The 15253-nt window shown below is 64.4% G+C and carries 13 protein-coding genes and 1 riboswitch; of the genes, 5 read left to right on the top strand and 8 right to left on the bottom strand.

The window, feature by feature from the left end; genetic code table 11:
• Positions 1-73 precede the first annotated feature (73 nt).
• Positions 74-162, bottom strand: a riboswitch (glycine riboswitch).
• A gap of 97 nt (positions 163-259) precedes the next feature.
• Entirely contained in the window at positions 260-850 is a 591-nt protein-coding gene (locus tag MUB52_RS08465; protein WP_263843772.1) for a gamma-glutamylcyclotransferase family protein, read from the top strand.
• Here MUB52_RS08465 and MUB52_RS08460 read toward each other — a convergent pair.
• From MUB52_RS08460 to MUB52_RS08450, 3 genes are all read right to left on the bottom strand, one after another.
• Positions 797-2197 carry an MATE family efflux transporter gene (locus tag MUB52_RS08460; protein ID WP_263843771.1) on the bottom strand — a complete coding sequence of 467 codons (1401 nt, stop codon included), beginning with the start codon at positions 2195-2197 and terminating at the stop codon, positions 797-799. The two genes, MUB52_RS08465 and MUB52_RS08460, sit on opposite strands and share 54 nt — an antisense overlap.
• A 68-nt stretch (positions 2198-2265) precedes the next feature.
• Entirely contained in the window at positions 2266-3591 is a 1326-nt protein-coding gene (gltX, locus tag MUB52_RS08455) for a glutamate--tRNA ligase (RefSeq protein ID WP_263843770.1), read from the bottom strand.
• Between the two features lie 59 nt (positions 3592-3650).
• On the bottom strand, positions 3651-4061 hold the full coding sequence (locus MUB52_RS08450) for a DUF1801 domain-containing protein (RefSeq protein WP_263843769.1): 411 nt from the start codon (positions 4059-4061) through the stop codon (positions 3651-3653).
• Between the two features lie 103 nt (positions 4062-4164).
• Between MUB52_RS08450 and MUB52_RS08445 the strand changes: the two genes are divergently transcribed.
• Entirely contained in the window at positions 4165-5091 is a 927-nt protein-coding gene (locus tag MUB52_RS08445) for an MBL fold metallo-hydrolase (protein WP_263843768.1), read from the top strand.
• 47 nt (positions 5092-5138) lie between these two features.
• Here the strand turns inward: MUB52_RS08445 and MUB52_RS08440 are convergent, their stop codons facing one another.
• A complete protein-coding gene (locus tag MUB52_RS08440) occupies positions 5139-5948 on the bottom strand; it encodes an alpha/beta hydrolase family esterase (RefSeq protein WP_263843767.1) in 810 nt (269 codons plus the stop codon).
• Positions 5949-6105: 157 nt separating this feature from the next.
• Positions 6106-7764, bottom strand: a complete 1659-nt coding sequence (locus MUB52_RS08435) for an NAD+ synthase (RefSeq protein ID WP_263843766.1) — start codon at positions 7762-7764, stop codon at positions 6106-6108.
• Between the two features lie 182 nt (positions 7765-7946).
• On the opposite strand from MUB52_RS08435, the gene MUB52_RS08430 reads away from it, so the two are divergent.
• Both MUB52_RS08430 and MUB52_RS08425 read left to right on the top strand, forming a co-directional pair.
• Complete coding sequence (locus tag MUB52_RS08430) at positions 7947-9332, top strand: MORN repeat-containing protein (RefSeq protein WP_263843765.1); 1386 nt, start codon at positions 7947-7949, stop codon at positions 9330-9332.
• Between the two features lie 86 nt (positions 9333-9418).
• Positions 9419-10180 carry a hypothetical protein gene (locus MUB52_RS08425; RefSeq protein WP_263843764.1) on the top strand — a complete coding sequence of 254 codons (762 nt, stop codon included), beginning with the start codon at positions 9419-9421 and terminating at the stop codon, positions 10178-10180.
• Here MUB52_RS08425 and MUB52_RS08420 read toward each other — a convergent pair.
• From MUB52_RS08420 to MUB52_RS08410, 3 genes are all read right to left on the bottom strand, one after another.
• Positions 10177-10974 (bottom strand): EAL domain-containing protein, encoded by a 798-nt coding sequence (locus tag MUB52_RS08420; RefSeq protein WP_263843763.1) that lies wholly within the window; start codon positions 10972-10974, stop codon positions 10177-10179. The genes MUB52_RS08425 and MUB52_RS08420 overlap by 4 nt on opposite strands.
• A 219-nt stretch (positions 10975-11193) precedes the next feature.
• Positions 11194-12720: a cryptochrome/photolyase family protein gene (locus MUB52_RS08415; RefSeq protein ID WP_263843762.1), complete on the bottom strand. Its 1527-nt coding sequence runs from the start codon at positions 12718-12720 to the stop codon at positions 11194-11196.
• Positions 12717-13382: an SDR family NAD(P)-dependent oxidoreductase gene (locus MUB52_RS08410; RefSeq protein ID WP_263843761.1), complete on the bottom strand. Its 666-nt coding sequence runs from the start codon at positions 13380-13382 to the stop codon at positions 12717-12719. The genes MUB52_RS08415 and MUB52_RS08410 overlap by 4 nt, the downstream gene beginning before the upstream one ends.
• A gap of 282 nt (positions 13383-13664) precedes the next feature.
• Between MUB52_RS08410 and MUB52_RS08405 the strand changes: the two genes are divergently transcribed.
• Positions 13665-15233 carry a 2-isopropylmalate synthase gene (locus MUB52_RS08405; protein WP_263843760.1) on the top strand — a complete coding sequence of 523 codons (1569 nt, stop codon included), beginning with the start codon at positions 13665-13667 and terminating at the stop codon, positions 15231-15233.
• Positions 15234-15253: the final 20 nt, after the last annotated feature.

The following is a 15253-nucleotide window of genomic DNA, read 5'->3' as shown; positions in this document are numbered from 1 at the left end:
GCCCCCTCTGTCTTTTCGCCTGAGATCGTTATCCCTTCGGCGGATGCCATCCGGCACCTCTCTCCAGAGTCTGTTGTCCCGCACGGTCCGGTGGCCTGAGAGTTTCCGGGGCGGTTGCTCCTTCGGCACCGGCACAGCGGCCGGTTCTCCCGGGCGGGATGCGGTGACGGTATGCGCAGGCATGCCGGAGCGTCAAGACATCTTGTGCCCGCCCCCGTCAAATGATTGAGTAAGGCGCATCTTCGCGAGAGACGACAGAATGAGCGACCCCTATTTCTTCGGCTACGGCAGCCTGGTGAACACCCGCAGCCATGCCTACCCCGATCCGCATCCCGCGCGTCTGCGCGGCTGGCGCCGCGCCTGGGTCACCACACCGCGGTCCGGTGCGGTGCTGCTCACCGGCGTACCCGCGCCTGGCCACTGCATCGAAGGTCTCATCGCGGCGGTGCCCGGCGCGGACTGGACGGCGCTGGACGCACGCGAAAACGGCTACGCCCGCGTCTCGGCGCATGGCGACATCGATCACGCGCACCCCGCCACGCCGCTGATCGACGTCTACGCGGTCGAGCGTCACCACCTGCGCCCGCGCAGCGACCAGATGATCCTGCTCAGCTACCTCGACGTGGTCGTACAGGGCTTTCACGACGTCTTTGGCGAGGCCGGTGTGCAAAGCTTCTTCGACACCACCGACGGCTGGGACACGCCGATCCTGAATGACCGCGACAACCCGATCTATCCGCGTCACCAGCAGCTCACCCGCAAGCAAACCGTGTTGGTCGACGACCACCTCCACCGTCTATCGGCGCAGGTGAAAGAGCGACATGAGGCGCCCCTGCCGCCCGAATTCTGAAGCAGCAACAGGCCCCGCATCGACCATCGCTTCGCGCATCACCCGACGGGCGAGCGCCCAGGCAATCGATCCGAAGATGACGCCCGCCAGCGCCTGCCCGATCAGCACCCCGGCCGGCCCCAAAAGCCAGGCACCGCCCAGCACAAGGGGCACCATGCCCAGGGTGTTGCGCCCCCAATTCAGCGCCGTGGAATAGAGCGGCCGCCCCATGTTGTTGAAGGCCGCGTTGCCGACGAAAAGCACCCCATTGAAAAAGAACAGCAGCGACAGCGGCCCACAGAACAGGAACACCAACTCGCGCGTGACGCCTTGCGCATCGAAGAGGTCTGCTATCGGGCCGCGCAGGGCAAAGAGCACGGCCGAGACCAGCGCAATCACCAGCGCGGTAAACAGCACCGCGTCGTTGAACCCGCGCCGCACCCGCGCATGATCCCGTGCCCCGAAGTTCTGGCCGAGGATCGGCCCCACCGCGCCGGAGAGCGCGAAGATGATGGCAAAGGCCAAAGGCGTCAGCCGCCCCACGATGGCCATGCCCGCCACCGCCGCCTCGCCGAACTGCGCCATGGCGCGGGTCACAATGGCCTGCCCCACCGGCGTGGCGATCTGCGTCAGGATCGCCGGCGCGGCAATCGCCAGGATCGGCCCCAGATCCCGCAGCATCGGCCCCAGCTGCGGCCGCCCCAACCCACCGTAGAACCGGATGATCGGACGCAGGGCCATGACCGCAATCGCGATATTCGCCGCCACCGAGGCCAGCGCCGCCCCGGTCAGCTCCAACCCCAGCCCGAAAATCAGGATCGGGTCCAGCACCGCGTTGACCAGCCCGCCCCAGATGGTCGACATCATCGCCCGCCGCGCGTCGCCATGCGCGCGCAGGATCGCACCCCCGATGATCCCGATCATCAGAAACGGCAGCGCCGGCACGGTGATCCGCAAATAGGATAGAGCCAGATCCGCCGTCTCTCCCGTGGCCCCCATCAGCGTCACGAGCCAGGGCAGCTGTGTCCAGACCACGGCGGCAAAGCAGATCCCGAAGATCGCGCCGTAGGCCAGCGCATGGGTCTTGCGCGTCTCCGCCTGCACGGCGTTCCCTTCCCCCAGCGCCCGCGCCACCAGCGCCCCCGCCGCAATCGCCATCCCAATCCCGAAGGAGGTGTTGAAGAAGAGGATCGCCGCGGCATAACCCACCGCGGCGGCCAGCTCCTCCTTGCCCAGCATGGCAATGAAGATCATGTCAATGAAATCGACGGCAAAGACCGCCATCAGCCCGATGGAAAAGGTGCTCGCCATCACCGAGATATGGACAAACAGATTGCCCGTCAGGAACTTCGCCTGCGCCTCAGCCACGGCCGCACCCTGGCTTCACCCGTCCAGAAATACTCAAACCCCACATCGGACCCTCGCGGACCGCAGGCTCATCCGCGTGCGCGCACCACCTGCAACAGCGGCATCAGCGCGGCCATGTCGGGCCCGTGCGCCTGCCCGGTCAGCGCCTTGCGGAGCGGCATGAAGAGCCCGCGCCCCTTGCGCCCTGTGGCCTCCTTCACCGCGCCGGTCCAGGTGCTCCAGGTCTGATCGTCAAACGGCCCCTCGGGCAACATCGCCATCGCCTCAGCGACGAACTCTGCATCCTCCGCGTCGATCACCGGCTCCGCACCGTCGCGCATCATCTCCCACCAGCCCGACAGATCGTGCAGCGTCGTGATGTTCTCGCGGGTGACCTCCCAGAACTGCGCCGCCTTGTCCTGGGGCACGCCTGCCTCCGAAATCGCGCCAGCCACGTCTTCCAGCGGCAAACCGGCCAGATGCCGGGCGGTCAGCGGGAAGAGGTCATTTTCATCGAATTTCGTTGGCGCCGATCCAAAGTGCGAGATATCGAACCCCTCGATCAACTCCGCCATCTCCGACCGGAGCTCCACCGGGTCGGAAGACCCCAGCCGCGCCATCAGGCTTAGAACCGCCATGGGCTGCACACCCCGCGCGCGCAGATCGCGCAACGACAATGTGCCGAGCCGCTTGCTGAGCGCCTCGCCCTGCGGTCCGGTCAGCAGGGAATGATGCGCAAACACCGGCGCGGTACCGCCCAGTGCCTCGATGATCTGGATCTGCGTTGCGGTGTTGGTCACATGGTCGGATCCGCGCACCACATGGGTCACGCCCATCTCCGTGTCATCCACCACCGAAGCCAGCGTATAGAGCACCTGCCCATCGCCGCGGATGAGCACGGGATCCGACACCGAGGCCGCATCGATCGAAATGTCGCCCAGAATTCCGTCAGCCCACTCGATACGTTCGTGATCGAGCTTGAAGCGCCAGACCCCGTTGCCACGTTCCGCGCGCAGCCTCTCCTTCTCCGCCTCCGAGAGCGCCAGCGCCGCCCGGTCGTAAACCGGCGGCTTGCCCATGTTGAGCTGCTTCTTGCGCTTCAGATCAAGCTCCGTCGGCGTCTCGAACGCCTCGTAGAAGCGTCCGATCTCGCGCAGCGTGTCTGCGGCTGCTGCATAGCGATCCAGCCGTTCCGACTGCCGCTCCACCCGGTCCCAGTGCAGCCCAAGCCAGTCGAGATCCTGCTTGATCCCGTCGACGTACTCTTCCTTCGACCGCTCCGGATCGGTGTCGTCGATGCGCAAGATGAACGTCCCGCCCGCCTTGCGCGCGATGAGAAAGTTCATCAGCGCGGCGCGCAGGTTGCCGATGTGGATATGGCCGGTGGGCGACGGCGCGAAACGGGTGGTGGTCATGCAGGTCTCCTGTTCCTGCGGGTCCTCTCACAGGTGTGCAGATTTGTCCAGCAAGGCACTCAGGTCGGATGCACCGGCCAGCGCGCGCCCAGATCGTCCAAGCCTGCACGGATCAGCCGCTTCAGCACGTCCAGGTCCACATCCTCCAGCCTGTTGATATAGAGACAGGATTTGCCGGTCTTGTGTTTTCCGAGATCGGCAAGGATCGCGGCGAAATCCGCATAGCCTGGCAGGATATAGACCGAGAGCCGCGCCTTCCGCGGCGCAAAGCCGGTGGCAAAGAAGGTGCCGGACCGGCCCGAGGCGTAGGTGTAGTCATAGCTGCCGTAGCCCAGCATCCCGCCTGACCACAGCCGCGGCCCCCAGCCGGTCACCTCGCGAAAAAGCGCATCCAGCACGCCCGCCTCGCGGTAGCGCCGCTCCGGGTGCACCGCGGCGAGGAATGTGGCCACTTCTAGCGCGTCGTTCATGTGGCACCTCGCAGGAATATGATCGCGCGCCGGCGATTTTTTCGTGGGCAGGTTTCCGCCACATACTACCTCAAGGAGTGTCCAACAGGAAAGGAAAGTGATCATGTCCGATCGGATCAATCTGACCCGCCGCGCGGCTCTTGCGGGGGCTGCCGCAGCGCCCTTGGCCGCAGCGACCGGCGTCGCCCGTGCCGCCGCGCCCATCAAGGGGACCGCGATGTCCCCGTTCCATCGGGTGAAGGTCGGCGCCTTCGATGTCACCACGTTGCTTGCCGGATCCGTCGCCCGCGACGACCCGCACAGCATCTTCGGTCTGAATATTGATGCAGACACCTTCGCCTCGGTCTCGGAAGAAGCCAACCTGCCCACTGATACGGCGCAGTTCTTTTTTACGCCCACGGTGGTCAACACGGGCGACGAGCTCGTGCTTTTCGACACCGGGCTCTCGGGTGAGGGCACCTCGGCCGCACTCGAAGCCGCAGGCTACAGCCCTGATCAAATCGATGCGGTGGTGATCACCCATATGCATGGCGATCATATCGGCGGTATGACGCGCGAAGACGGATCGCTGACGTACCCGAATGCACGCTACATCACGGGCCGCGCCGAATTCGACGCCTGGGCGGCGCAGGACAATGACAATTTCGAGGCCAAGATCGCCCCGTTCGCCGAGCAGTTCTCCTTCTTGGAGGACGGGGGCTCGGTGGCCTCGGGCCTGACAGCCATGGCCGCCTTCGGCCACACGCCAGGCCATATGGTCTACATGGTCGAGGACGGGGGCACGCAGTTGGTCATCGGCGCCGATTTCGCCAACCACTACGTCTGGTCGCTTGCGCACCCGGACTGGGAGGTGAAGTTCGACATGGACAAAGCCGCGGCTGCCGCAACCCGGCGGCGCCTGCTCGACATGATGGCCGCCGACAAGACCGCCTTTGTCGGCTACCACATGCCCTGGCCCGGGATCGGCTATGTCGAGACGGCGGGCGATGGCTTTGCTTATGCGCCGCACAGCTATCAGCTGATGCTCTGAGTATCCGCACGCAGCAGGGTGGGCGCCTCGGCCCACCCGATCGGCTGTCAGAGCCGGCCAATCTTTTCAAGCTGGTCCCATCCGAATCTGACGAACTCCGTCCGGAAGGAATGACCCCCCTCGAAGAGACAGAACTTGAGCATGTCACCTGCTTTACTCGCCTCTTCGGTGCAGTCCAGATCGCCGTAGGTGGCCGCGCCCTGCGGCTCAAAGCCGCCATAGCTCCGATACATCTTGAGCGCTGCGCTGACCTTGCCCTGATGTGTCGGTCCAATGGGGCGCCCGTCGAGCGGTACGATACGGTCGGTGGTGCCATGGATATGCACAATGCTGGCGACCGGACCCGCGCAGGTCTCGGGCGGTTCCAGCCAGAAGGTGCCGGAGATCGGGATGAACCCGGCAAAGCGGCCGCTCATCGAACAGGCGAGGTTCCAGGTCATCATGCCACCGGCGCTGAAGCCGGTGGCGACGATCCGGTCGCCGTCGATGGGAAAGCGCGCCATCGCATCATCAAGCATCGCATCGAAATAGTCGAACTCCGGCGCGCCATCGGTGTCCATGTGCCGCGGCGCGTTGGGAATGACCCAGTCGTCGCCCTCGGATTTGGCGGCTATCAGCGCAACCCCCATGTCGGATGCCATGCGCCGCAGCGACCCGTTGCGCATCACAGCCTGGGCCGAGCCGCGATACCCATGGGCAAAGACAATCGCCGGCACCGGGGTCGCGCCGTCGTGCCCTTCGGGCATCGCAATGCGGTAATGCCGGTTCCCGAGTTCACAATTGGTGTCAGGCCCGCAGGCCAGCGCAGGCGCACTCACCACAAACAGCGATGACGCAATCAACGACAACAGGCGCATATAATGACTCCTTGATGACCCGTGGCGACGATGGCGCCGGCTCCGGCGCAGGTCCAGTCACAAGACTGTGGGTCGCGGCGGCCTGAAAGCCCGCCGAACCTGCCGGTCCTGACCGCCCGTGCTGGCAGGTGCGGTGGGCCTTCGGGCCACCGCTGCGTCAGGAGGGGTCGCGCCACCGGTTCACGATCGGATAGCGGCGGTCAAGCCAGAACGCGCCTTCCGTCAACCGGGCGCCGGGCGCGGACTGGAAGCGCTTGTATTCGCTGATGTAGATCAGATGCTCGACCGTCTTCGCCACGTCGCGGTCAAAGCCTGCAGCAACGCAATCCTCGATCGAGCCCGCCTTGTCCACGAGGATCTCGAGCATCGCGTCGAGGTCGGGATAGTCGGGCAAGCTGTCGCTGTCCTTCTGATCCGCGCGCAACTCGGCGGAAGGCGGCTTGTCGATGACCCGCTGCGGGATCACCTCACCGCCCGGGCCCTTCATCCAGTCGCGATGATTGGCATTACGCCAGCGGCAGGTCTCGAAAACGCGGGTCTTGTAGAGGTCCTTGATCGGGTTGTACCCGCCCGCCATGTCGCCATAGATCGTCGCGTAGCCCACCGCCACTTCGGATTTGTTCCCCGTCGTCAACAGCATCTCGCCGAACTTGTTGCTGAGCGCCATCAGCAGAAGCCCTCGCAGGCGCGACTGGATGTTCTCTTCCGTCAGATCCGGCTCCGTCCCGTTGAAAAGCGGCGAAAGCGTCTCGGTCACCGCGGCGCGCGGCCCGGAGATGGGCACATAGTCGTAGCGACACCCAAGCGCCTTGGCGACGGCCTCGGCGTCCTCCAGCGAGACCTGAGAGGTGTACTCCGACGGCAGCATCACGCAGCGCACGTTCTCCGCCCCCAGCGCATCCACCGCAATCGCCGCCACCAATGCGGAATCCACACCGCCCGACAGCCCCAGCAGCACCTTGCCGAACCCGGTCTTGCGACAATAGTCGCGCAAGGATGTGACCATCACGCGGTAGTCCTGCTCCCACGCGTCGGGACGCGGCGCTTTCTCGCTCTCGACCACACGCCAGCCGTCGGGCGTGCGTTCCAGATCCACATGAGCCACCCTCTCCTCGAAAACCGGCAACTGCACGGCCAGCGCGCCGCCAGGACTGAGCGCGAAGGAGCCACCGTCAAAGACTTGGTCGTCCTGCCCGCCCACCATGTTGAGATAGACCAGCGGCAGCCCGGTCTCGACCACGCGGGCCACCATGTGATTGAGGCGCACCTCGAACTTCTTGCGATCGTAGGGCGAGCCGTTCGGCACCAGCAGGAACTCCGCCCCCGTCTCGGCCAGCGTCTCGGCCACATCCTCGTGCCAGGCATCCTCGCAGATCGGAGATCCGACACGTGAGTTGCCGACAGAATAGGGACCACCCAGAGGCCCTGCGTCGAAAATGCGCACCTCGTCGAACACGGTGTCATTCGGCAGGTGGTGCTTCAGAACCTGGCTCGCGATCCGCCCGCCCTTCAGGATCAGATAGCCGTTGTAGAGCTTGGCACCCTCAACCCAGGGGGCCCCGATGGCAAGTGCCGGGCCCTCGGCACAGTCCTTGGCCAGCGTCTCGACATGCCGCGCCACATCGAGCTGAAACGCCTGCCGCATCCAAAGATCCTGCGCATTATAGCCGGTGATGAACATCTCGGGCAGCGCGACAAGGTCCGCGCCTGCCTCGCGACCGGCGTCCCAGGCCGCTTTCGCCAGCGCCGAATTCCCCGCAAGATCGCCCACGGTGGGGTTGAGCTGCCCCAGAGTTATCCGAAATCGATCCACCATGCGCCTGCCCTCTTTCACCAGTCAGCAGCCATGTAGCAGATTACATGCGCGTGAAAAGCCTGCCGCCCCCTGATGCCAGAAAAGAAGATTGCCCCCAAAGCGGCCTTTGCCTAAGTTCCGGCAAGGGGGTGTGCAGCACGTCACGCCCGTTCGATACCACCATGTCACGCTCTAGGGGTCATATGTCTCTTCGCCGCCTGATTATCTGCCTTGCCTTTCTGCCGACCGGGCTTGTCGCTCAGGACGGGCAGGTCCTGACCAAACAGTATGACGACGGCGGCGTCTACGAGGGCACCTTCCGCGGTGGAGTCCAACACGGCACCGGCACCTACAAGCTGCCCAACGGCTATGAGTACACCGGCCAGTGGATCGATGGCGAGATCAAGGGCGAAGGTGTCGCCCGCTTCCCCAATGGCTCGGTTTACGAAGGGGTTTTTGCCAAGGGCAAGCCCGACGGGTTTGGCAAGATCACCTTTGCGGACGGCGGCACCTATGAAGGCGAATGGCAGGCCGGGGCGATCATGGGCACTGGCATCGCGCTCTATGCCAACGGCGTGCGCTACGAAGGCCAGTTCCGGAACGCCAAGCACCATGGCAAGGGCACGATGCAGAGCCCGGGTGGCTATGAGTACAAGGGGGACTGGGTCGATGGTGTGAAGGAAGGCACCGGCACCATCACCTACCCTGACGGCGCGGTCTACGAGGGCGAGATCAAGGCCGGCAAGCGCGCGGGTCAGGGTACGCTGACCATGCCCGACGGTCTGGTCTACGTGGGCCTGTGGCGCGACGGGCAGATCGACGGCACCGGCAAGCTGACGCAGGCGAACGGCGATGTCTATGAGGGGCAGCTGGTCTCGGGCCGGCGCGAAGGCATCGGCAAGGTGGTCTATGCCAACGGCGACACCTATGAAGGCGAGTTCGCAAACGACCTGCGCGACGGCCAGGGCACCTTCGCCGCGCAGGACGGGTACACCTATACCGGCTCTTGGGTCGCGGGCGAGATCGAGGGCCAGGGCCGCGTCATCTACCCCGACGGATCCGTCTATGCCGGTAGCTTCGCTGACGGTCTGGCCCATGGGGAAGGGCTGATCACCTATCCCGACGGCTCCACCTACGAGGGCGAGTGGAAGACCGGTGTGATCGACGGCAAAGGCAAGGCCACCTACACCAACGGCGTGATCTACGAGGGCGAATTCAAGAACGCCCGCAACCATGGGCAGGGCGTGATGACCTATGCCGATGGCTACACCTACAACGGCACCTGGGTCGATGGCCAGCGCCAGGGCCAGGGCACGGCCACCTACCCCGACGGCACGATCTATGTCGGCGAGTTCGAGAACGGCCAGCGCCACGGCCAGGGCAAGATCACCATGCCGTCGGGCTTCACCTATGAAGGCGCCTGGGTCGAAGGCGAGATCGAAGGCCTGGGCATCGCCACCTATGCCAACGGCGACGTCTATGAAGGCATGTTCGAAGCGGGCAAGCGACAGGGCACAGGCACCATGCGCTACGCGACGGGAGAAGAGGCCACCGGCGATTGGGAAAACGGCGCGCTCACCGATGGCTGAGCCTGCCGGCACATGACGTCGAGTTGACTTGATCGCAGTCCAGGTCTTCAGCAGGCTGCCCGTGCCGAGGACCAAGGACTGCGACGATGCCGACGACCAGGATACTGACCGCCTTGATGCTTGGTCTCATCGGATTCTGGGCGCTCACTTTGGTTTCGGAGGGGGAAGCCAACCATATCCTGATCAGCGACACCGCCGCACGCACGACCCACAGCGGCGGCCTCGTCGTCACCTTCCAGATCGAGAACCGCGGCGCGCCCGACCGGCTGTCGGCCGTCGCTAGCACGGCAGGGGAGGCCAGCCTGCGCGGCGCCGGTGCGCGCGGACTGACTGTGCCCTCCGGTGTCAGCTGGCTGACCGCCGAGGCAGGCCATATCCGGTTGGAAACCGCGGGGAGTCTCATGGCGGGTGACACCGTGCCGCTCCGCATGGAATTCGAGACCGCAGGGCAGGTCTCCGCGATCATCCGCTATCAGGACACCAGCGCCGAAGAGACAGCGGCGCGTCTATCGCGCTTCGAGCGCCCGAGGGATATGGCTGGAGCCGGCCTCGTGCCGTCCGTGACGCTCAGCGCCAGCCCCGACGGCGAAGGCTGGCGTGTGGCACTCGACACAGAACATTTCGCCTTCGACGGCCAATCGGAGGCTGCAGACGCCCCCATCCGAGGCTATGCCGAGCTCTTCGCGGATGGCACCCGGCTGGGCCGCATTGCAGATCCCGTCGTGCGGATCGGCGCGTTGCCCTCGGGGCCTGTTGCCCTGCGCGTCGTGCTCAGTGCGCTCGACGGCACACCCTATTTTTCTGCGGACGGTCCGGTCGCTGACACGATCCGCCTGACGGTCCCCTAGCGCGCAGCTGACGCACCGCGTCCCGTCTGGCCGAAAGGCACGTTCGGCAGGCTTTGCATCTGCTCAAACAAGGGCCGCGCCAGGTAGTAGCCCTGCACCAGCGTGATCCCGATCTCCTGCAGCGCTTCAAGCTCTTCCGCGAGCTCGATCCCCTCGGCCACGACCGCAACACCGAGATCGTCGCAAAGCGCCTTGGTGCGGGTCACGATGGCCCGCCGGACGGCATCCCTGTGCAGCCCCTTGATCAGATGCCGGTCGAGCTTGATCAGGTCGGGAACCACATCCGCCAGCAGGTTCAACCCCGAAAAGCCGGCACCGAAATCGTCGATGGCGGTTCGAAACCCGATCTCCTTGTAGGTTTCGATGATATTCGTGAGGTGCGATACGTCCCGCACCAGCTCCGTTTCCGTGAACTCGAAGATGATACGGCTCACGTCGAACTCATACTTCTCCGCGGTCCACAGAGTGTGCGAAATGCAGTGACGCGGCTCGTAAACCGCGTTCGGCATGAAGTTGATCGACAGCGCGCTGTCCAGTCCGAGCCGGGTCGCCACCTCGATGGCCGTCGTGCGGCAGAGTTGATCGAACCGGTAGCGGTTCTCCTCTGTCACCTTCTCGAAAATCTCGCCTGCGCCGCGCCCATCCTTGCCCCGCACCAGCGCCTCCTGCGCAAAGACGGTGCCGGCGGCCAGATCGAAGATCGGCTGGAAGGCCATCGTGATGTCCTCGGTAAAGGAGGATCCTGGACGTGACGCGCACTGCGGACATCCTTTCTTTGCGCGTTCGGGTTCCATTCACTCGCTCCTCCGGATCACTTCCGCACTGCATAGCATGTGCTGATATCGGAAAAGGAGAAAGAATCCGTTTCGGTTTTCGATCAAACTGTCGGCATGCAAGCGGGACGGCGGGCGGGGCGACGGCGCAGCCGAGCGGCGTCCCGGCGTCATGGAACCGCATGACCAGGCCAAGGCGTGCCACCTGCAGCCGCACCGCCCCGGTCCACGCTCACGTGCTCAGACGGTCTCGCCGGCGTCCAGACGCTTCAAAAAGGCATCAGCCTCCGCGATCACCGTCGCGCGCCGCTCCGCATCCATCCTGTCCCAGGTCCGATACATGTTCCCCATGCGCGCATTGTCCTTGAACCGCTCGCGATGCCGGTCAAGGAAGTGCCAATAGAGCAGGTTGAAGGGACAGGCACCCTCCCCCGTCTTTGTGCTGACGCTATAGTGACAGCCCTTGCAGTAGTCCGACATGCGGTTGATATAGGCGCCGCTCGAGACATAGGGTTTCGAGGCGATCAACCCGCCATCGGCGAATTGGCTCATGCCGATTGTGTTCGGCGCTTCGACCCATTCGAAGGCATCCATGTACACCGCCAGATACCATTCGTGCACCTGATGCGGATCGATCCCGGCCAGCAGCGCGAAGTTCCCCGTGACCATGAGGCGCTGGATGTGATGCGCATAGGCTTCGGCCCGTGTCTGCTCGACCGCTTTCGCGAGGCATCGCATCTTCGTTTCACCCCCCCAGAAGAGCGCCGGCAGGTCGCGCTCGTGCCCGAGCGCATTGCCCGTCACATAGTCCGGGCCTTTCAGGAAGTAGATGCCCCGCATGTACTCCCGCCAGCCGATGATCTGGCGGACAAACCCTTCCGCGGCATTGATCGGTACGTCTCCCGCCGCATAGGCCTCGGCCACCTGTTCGCAGACCTCTAGCGGATCCAGCAACCCAATGTTGATATAGGCCGAGATCACCGCGTGATAGAGAAACCGGTTCTCGGCCAACATCGCGTCCTGATAGTCGCCGAACTTCGGCAAGGCCTTTGAAACGAAATGAGACAGCGCGCGTCGGGCCTCGCCTTCCGTGGTCGCGAACCAGAAGGGGTGCAGGTCACCGAAATGGTCCCCGAACCGAGACTCCACCAGCGCCAGCACCTCCTCGACCGTCTCATCCGGCGTGAACTGCATCGGTCCGTTGAACGCCACCTCGCCGGGCGCGGGCTTGCGGTTCTCATGGTCAAAATTCCACTTGCCCTCAACCGGCTCGTCACCGTCCATGAGCAGCCCCGTCTTGCGCCGCATCTCGCGATAAAAGTACTCCATCCGCAGCGCCTTGCGCCCCTCGGCCCAGTCTTCAAACTCCTGGTGCGAGGCGATAAACCGGTCATCGGGCAGGATATGCGTGGTGATCGGCGCGTGTTTCAGCTTGTCGATCAGCCGCCACTCGCCGGGTTCGGTCGCCAAAACCTCCTTGGCGCCGGTTTCCTCGGCCCGGCGCAGCAGCTCGCCCACGATGGATCCCGCATTCTGCGTGTCATCGAGCTGGCTGTAGCGCACATCCCAGCCCTCGTCGCGCAACCGCGCGGCAAACTTCCTCATCGCCGCGAAGATCAGGGCAATCTTCTTCGGGTGGTGCTTCACGTAGTCGGTCTCTTCCGCGACCTCGGCCATGACCACAATATCGCTGTCAGGGTCTGCCTCGCGCAACGCGCTCAGCCCCGGGCTAAGCTGATCCCCCAGAACCAGAACCAGCCGGCTCACCAGGGCACCGCCTTCCTGGCCCAGTCAAAGAACTGGCCCGTCTCCGCCGGGCTAAGCTGTTCGACCACCTGCAACAGGTTCTCCGCCGCCTCCGCGGGCAGGACCGAGGGATGCCGCCCCAGGTACTTCTGCGTGAAGGGCGTCGCCACCGTGCCCGGATGCAGCGCCACGCAAATCGACTGCTTGTGCGTCCGGCTGAGCTCGATCGATGTCGTATGCACGATCTGATTCACCGCCGCCTTGGCGCTGCGATAGCTGACCCAACCGCCGATCCTGTTGTCGCAAATCGATCCCACCCGCGCCGAGAGCACCGCCAGAACCGCGCGGCGATCCCGCGGCAAAAGCTCCGCCGCATGCCGCAGCACCAGCGCAGGCCCGAGCGCGTTCACCGCGAACTGATCCATCATCGCGCGGGCCGTGACCGCCTTGATGGTTTTCTCGGGTTCGGCCCCGTCGATCTCCAGCGCGCCTGTGGCGACGAGGATGAGATCGAAGGTGCCCTCCAGCGCGTCCAGATGCCGAGCGACCGCAGCCTCGTCGGTGATCTCGAAGCCATCGGCCGACCGTGACAGGGTGACCACGTCGTCGCCCCGCGCCCGGCAACCGCGTGCCAACGCCGCGCCGATCCCGCCCGAAGCGCCTATAATCAAGGTTCTTTTCATCTGCGCAGACCTAGCCGGGGGCTTGCCCCCTTCAAGAGCCGGAACGGGGCAGATTGTCGCTGCGCAGGGCGAGATGCCCGAAAAACCACCTTCCCATTTGCGCGCGCCTGCGTATAACTACGGCCATGCATCCGAAGACGCATATCCTCTGCCCGCGCTATGCCTTGCGCCCAGCCGCCGCTCTGCTGCTGCTAACCCGCCTCTGAGCGTGCCCTTCGGCGCGCCCGCTCAGAGGATCGTGCCGCGCGCCAGGGAAAACAGCAGAAACGAAAGACCCGAAACATGACAGACAAGAGCGAACAGGACCGCGTCCTGATTTTTGACACCACCCTGCGCGACGGCGAGCAGAGCCCGGGCGCGACCATGACCCACGCGGAGAAGCTTGAGATCGCCGGGCTGCTCGACGAGATGGGCGTGGACATCATCGAAGCGGGCTTCCCCATCGCCTCGGAAGGCGACTTTGCTGCCGTCACCGAAATCGCCAAGCAGACGCGGAACGCCACCATCTGCGGGCTGGCGCGCGCCCAGATCGGCGACATCGACCGCTGCTGGGAGGCGGTGAAACACGCAAAAGCCCCTCGCATTCATACGTTTATCGGCACCTCGCCACTGCACCGCGCGATCCCGAACCTCGACATGGATCAGATGGCCGAGCGGATCGAGCAGACCGTGACCCACGCCCGCAACCTCTGTGACAACGTGCAGTGGTCCCCCATGGATGCGACCCGGACGGAAGAAGATTACCTCTGCCGCGTGGTCGAGATCGCGATCAAATGCGGTGCGACGACGATCAACATCCCCGACACGGTGGGCTACACCGCGCCGCGAGAATCGGCTGAGCTGATTGCGATGCTGATCAACCGGGTGCCCGGCGCGGATGAGATCACCTTCGCCACCCATTGCCACAACGATCTGGGCATGGCGACGGCGAACTCACTGGCCGCCGTCGAAGCCGGCGCACGTCAAATCGAATGCACGATCAATGGTTTGGGGGAGCGTGCGGGCAACACAGCCCTCGAAGAGGTGGTCATGGCCCTGAAAGTGCGCAACGACATCATGCCCTTCCAGACCGGCATTGATGCCACCAAGATCATGAACATTTCGCGTCGCGTGGCCGCCGTCTCGGGCTTCCCGGTGCAGTTCAACAAAGCCATCGTCGGCAAGAACGCCTTCGCGCATGAAAGCGGCATCCATCAGGACGGGATGCTGAAGAACGCCGAGACCTTCGAGATCATGCGCCCCGAGGATGTGGGCCTTTCCGAGACCAATCTCGTCATGGGCAAGCACTCCGGTCGCGCGGCATTGCGCTCCAAGCTGGAGGATCTGGGCTTCGAGCTGGGGGACAATCAGCTCAAGGATGTCTTCGTGCGGTTCAAGGAGTTGGCGGACCGCAAGAAAGAGATCTACGACGACGATCTGATCGCGCTGATGCGGACCTCCACTGATCCCGAAAACGACCGGCTGAAGCTCAAGTCTCTGAAGGTCGTCTGCGGGACGGAAGGACCGCAACAGGCCGATCTGGTGATGGAGATCGACGGTGAAGAGCAATCGACGACGCAGACGGGCGATGGCCCGGTCGATGCCTCCTTCAACGCGATCAAGGCGCTGGTGCCGCACAGCGCGCGGCTGCAGCTCTACCAGGTGCATGCGGTGACCGAAGGCACCGATGCGCAGGCGACCGTCTCGGTCCGGATGGAAGAAGACGGCCGCATCGTGACCGGCCAGTCAGCCAACACCGACACGGTCGTCGCCTCGGTGCTTGCCTACATTCACGCGCTGAACCGCCTGCTGATGCGTCGCGAAAAAGGTGGCAAGGACAAGCGCGAGATCAGCTACAAGGACGTCAGCTGATGCGCGGGCCCCGGTCTTGC

This window comes from Roseobacter sinensis (assembly GCF_025755255.1).
Classification (GTDB): domain Bacteria; phylum Pseudomonadota; class Alphaproteobacteria; order Rhodobacterales; family Rhodobacteraceae; genus Roseobacter; species Roseobacter sinensis.
The sequence above is the reverse complement of the archived record's forward strand: the minus strand, read 5'-3'. Positions and strand labels throughout refer to the sequence as shown.

What these genes read in the sequence shown, in the direction of transcription:
- MUB52_RS08465 (WP_263843772.1), top strand. Translation starts at nt 260, where the DNA reads ATGAGCGACCCCTATTTCTTCGGCTACGGCAGCCTGGTGAACACCCGC.
- gltX (WP_263843770.1), bottom strand. Translation starts at nt 3,591, where the DNA reads ATGACCACCACCCGTTTCGCGCCGTCGCCCACCGGCCATATCCACATC.
- MUB52_RS08450 (WP_263843769.1), bottom strand. Translation starts at nt 4,061, where the DNA reads ATGAACGACGCGCTAGAAGTGGCCACATTCCTCGCCGCGGTGCACCCG.
- MUB52_RS08445 (WP_263843768.1), top strand. Translation starts at nt 4,165, where the DNA reads ATGTCCGATCGGATCAATCTGACCCGCCGCGCGGCTCTTGCGGGGGCT.
- MUB52_RS08440 (WP_263843767.1), bottom strand. Translation starts at nt 5,948, where the DNA reads ATGCGCCTGTTGTCGTTGATTGCGTCATCGCTGTTTGTGGTGAGTGCG.
- MUB52_RS08435 (WP_263843766.1), bottom strand. Translation starts at nt 7,764, where the DNA reads ATGGTGGATCGATTTCGGATAACTCTGGGGCAGCTCAACCCCACCGTG.
- MUB52_RS08430 (WP_263843765.1), top strand. Translation starts at nt 7,947, where the DNA reads ATGTCTCTTCGCCGCCTGATTATCTGCCTTGCCTTTCTGCCGACCGGG.
- MUB52_RS08425 (WP_263843764.1), top strand. Translation starts at nt 9,419, where the DNA reads ATGCCGACGACCAGGATACTGACCGCCTTGATGCTTGGTCTCATCGGA.
- MUB52_RS08420 (WP_263843763.1), bottom strand. Translation starts at nt 10,974, where the DNA reads ATGGAACCCGAACGCGCAAAGAAAGGATGTCCGCAGTGCGCGTCACGT.
- MUB52_RS08410 (WP_263843761.1), bottom strand. Translation starts at nt 13,382, where the DNA reads ATGAAAAGAACCTTGATTATAGGCGCTTCGGGCGGGATCGGCGCGGCG.
- MUB52_RS08405 (WP_263843760.1), top strand. Translation starts at nt 13,665, where the DNA reads ATGACAGACAAGAGCGAACAGGACCGCGTCCTGATTTTTGACACCACC.